This window comes from Jatrophihabitans sp. (assembly GCF_051960575.1).
Lineage (GTDB): Bacteria > Actinomycetota > Actinomycetes > Mycobacteriales > Jatrophihabitantaceae > JBQCEE01.
On sequence record NZ_JBQCEE010000038.1, the window covers coordinates 1 to 3,178 of the forward strand.

The 3,178-nt window shown below is 72.4% G+C and carries 3 protein-coding genes; 1 reads left to right on the forward strand and 2 read right to left on the reverse strand.

All coding sequences use genetic code 11. From position 1 onward, the window contains the following. The coding region (locus ACTHMS_RS01795) for a HAMP domain-containing protein (RefSeq protein ID WP_440304969.1) at positions 1-866 on the reverse strand (866 nt) is incomplete at its 3' end. A gap of 13 nt (positions 867-879) precedes the next feature. Next, on the reverse strand, positions 880-1,560 hold the full coding sequence (locus ACTHMS_RS01800; protein ID WP_440304970.1) for a response regulator transcription factor: 681 nt from the start codon (positions 1,558-1,560) through the stop codon (positions 880-882). 56 nt (positions 1,561-1,616) lie between these two features. Here ACTHMS_RS01800 and ACTHMS_RS01805 point away from each other — a divergent pair, with 56 nt between their 5' ends. Further along, positions 1,617-3,068: a menaquinone biosynthesis decarboxylase gene (locus ACTHMS_RS01805; protein WP_440304971.1), complete on the forward strand. Its 1,452-nt coding sequence runs from the start codon at positions 1,617-1,619 to the stop codon at positions 3,066-3,068. The last annotated feature ends 110 nt before the right edge of the window (positions 3,069-3,178 follow it).

Consider the following 3,178-nt stretch of genomic DNA (forward strand, 5'->3'; position numbering starts at 1 on the left):
TGGATGACCGCGGTGAGCATCCGCTCGAGGCCGGCGGCGTGCGTGCCGATGCGCTCGGCCTCGACGGGATCGCGCAACGACTCGGCGTCCAGGCGCAGGGCGGTGAGCGGCGTGCGCAGCCGGTGCGACAGATCGGCGACCGTCTCGCGCTCGTCGGCGATGAGCTGGTCGATGCGGTCGGCCAGCCGGTTGAGCGCCGCGCCGACCTCAGCGACCTCGGGCGGCCCCTCGACCGGCGCCCGTGCGCCGACGTCGCCCGAGGCGAGCTGCTGGGCCGTCTCGGCGGTGCGCAGCAGCGGCCGCACCAGCCGGCGGGTGAGCACCTCGGCGCCGACGACGCCGACGAGCAGCAGCGCGAGGCTGGCCCCGCCGAGCAGCAGCCACCAGCCCGTCTCACCCGCGTGCAGCTGGGCGTCGGTGGCGTAGACGCGGACGACGTAGACGGTCTGGAAGGACGGCACGAACTGCTGGGTGAGCCGGCCGCCCGACCACGCCGTGGTCGTGAGGATCGGGCCGTCGGGACGCGTGCCGGGGCCGCCGCCGGACGGGCCACCGGCCCCCTGGCCGGGCACGGGTGGCACCTGCGTGAGGTCCCCCGGCGGTCGGCGGCCGAGGACGGTGCCGTCGGCGAGCTCGACCGAGGCGGCCCGGTCGGAGCGCAGCCCGGCGAGGTAGGTGCGGATCTGCGCCGTGGTCGGCTGCGTCGGCGAGCGCAGGAAGTAGACGATGTCGCCGGCCTCGCGCGGCAGCGTCTGCACCGCGTCGTCGTAGACCTTCTGCCGGATGACGAGCGCGAGCGGGATGGCGAAGGCCAGCACCACCAGCGTCGTCATGCCGACCACGAGCGCGACGATGCGGCGCCTCACGCGACGACCCCGGTCACGGCGGCGGCGCCAGGCGTACGCCGACGCCGCGCACGCTGTGCAGGTAGCGCGGCGCCGCGGCGGTCTCGCCGAGCTTGCGGCGCAGCCACGACAGGTGCACGTCGACGGTGCGGTCGCTGCCGCCCCACGCCTGCTGCCACACCTCGGCCAGCAGGTCGCGCTTGGTGACCACCTCGCCGGCGCGGCGGGCGAGCGCGACCAGCAGCTCGAACTCCTTGCGGGCCAGCTCGACCGGACGCCCGTCGACGGTCACCTCGTAGCCGCGTGTGTCGATGACCAGGCCGCCGACGGTGATGACCGGGTCCTCGTCCGCACGACCGGTGCGGCGCATCACCGCGCGGATGCGGGCGGTGAGCTGCGCGGCGGTGAAGGGCTTGATGACGTAATCGTCGGCGCCGAGGTCGAGCACCCGCACCATCTCGGCCTCGTCGTCGCGCGCCGTGGCCACGATGACCGGGATGTCGCTCACCGCCCGCAGCATCGACAGCACGTCCGCGCCGTCGACGTCGGGCAGGCCGAGGTCCAGCAGCACGACGTCCGGCTTCTGCTCGACCGCCGCCGACAGCGCCGCCATGCCCGCGCCGACGGACGAGACCACATGGCCCTGGTCGCGCAGCGAGCGGGTCAACGCGGTGCGGATCGCGGCGTCGTCCTCGACCAGCAGCACGTGGGCCATGACGCGCGACCGTACCGCGTCCGGTTCGGTACGGGCGGCGTCGGCATACTCGACAGGTGAGCTACCCCGACCTGCAGAGCTTCCTCGCCGCCCTCGAGCGCGACGGCGACCTGGCCCGCATCTCGGCCCCGGTCGACCCGCATCTCGAGGTCACCGGCATCGTGCAGCGCGTCGTGCGCGAGCAGGGCCCGGCGCTGCTGTTCGAGCACCCGACGCGGGGCCGGCTGCCGCTCGCGATCAACGTCTTCGGCACCCAGCGCCGCATGGCGAAGGCGCTCGGCGTCGAGTCGCTGGACGAGATCGGCGAGCGGATCGGCGAGCTGCTCAAACCCGAGCTGCCGCGCGGGCTCAGCGGGTTCAAGGACGCGCTCGGCAAGGCCGCCCAGCTGCGCAACGTGCCGCCGCGGCGGGTGAAGACCGCGCCGTGCCACGAGGTCGTGGCGCGCGGCGACGACATCGACCTGGTCGGGCTGCTGCCCGGCATCAAGGCCTGGCCGGACGACGGCGGCGTCTTCCTCAACCTCGGGCTGACCCACACGAAGCACCCGGTGACCGGTGCGCGCAACCTCGGCATGTACCGCCTGCAGTTGCAGGACGAACGCACCGTCTCGCTGCACTGGCAGATCCACAAGGACTCGACCTCGCACGCGGCCGAGGCCGAGCGTCGTGGCGAGCGGCTGCCGGTGGCGATCGCGTTCGGCTGCCCGCCGGCGGTCACCTACTCGGCGTCCGCACCGCTGCCGCCGGAGATCGACGAGTACCTGTTCGCGGGGTTCGTCGGCCAGGAACGCATCGAGATGGTCGACTGCGTCTCGGTGCCGCTGCAGGTGCCGGCCGCCGCGCAGGTCGTGCTCGAGGGCTGGGTCGAGCCGGGGCAGCGGCTGCCGGAGGGGCCGTTCGGCGACCACACCGGTTTCTACACACCTGTTGAGCCGTTCCCGTTCGTCAAGGTCGACGTCGTCACGATGCGCTCGGACGCGATCTACCAGTCGATCATCGTCGGGCGGCCGCCGCAGGAGGACGGCCCGATCGGCAAGGCCACCGAGCGGATCTTCCTGCCGCTGATCCGCACGATCATCCCCGAGATCGTCGACTACGACCTGCCCGAGGCGGGCGTCTTCCACAACTGCGTGATCGTGTCGATCGAGAAGCGCTATCCCAAGCAGGCGCAGAAGGTGATGAACGCCGTCTGGGGCGCGGGCCTGCTGTCGCTGTCGAAGCTGGTCGTGGTGGTCGACGCTGATTGCGACGTCCACGACTACGCCGAGGTCGCGTGGCGGGCGTTCGGCAACGTCGACTACGCGCACGACGCGCTGCACACGATCGGGCCGGTCGACCATCTCGACCACGGCGCCTACGAGCAATTCTACGGCGGCAAGCTCGGCATCGACGCCACGCGCAAGCTGCCCGGCGAGGGCTACCGCCGCGGCTGGCCGACCGAGTGCGTGCTGGACGCGTCCACGCAGGAACTCGTCGACCGGCGCTGGAAGGAGTACTTCCGGCGCTGAAATGCCGCTTGTACCCCCCCCCCAGCCCCCCACCCCGAGAGAGTGTGGCAGGGGCGGGGGACCAACAGCCACAAGGGATAAAAATAAACACCCCACCGGGTTGTAGATGT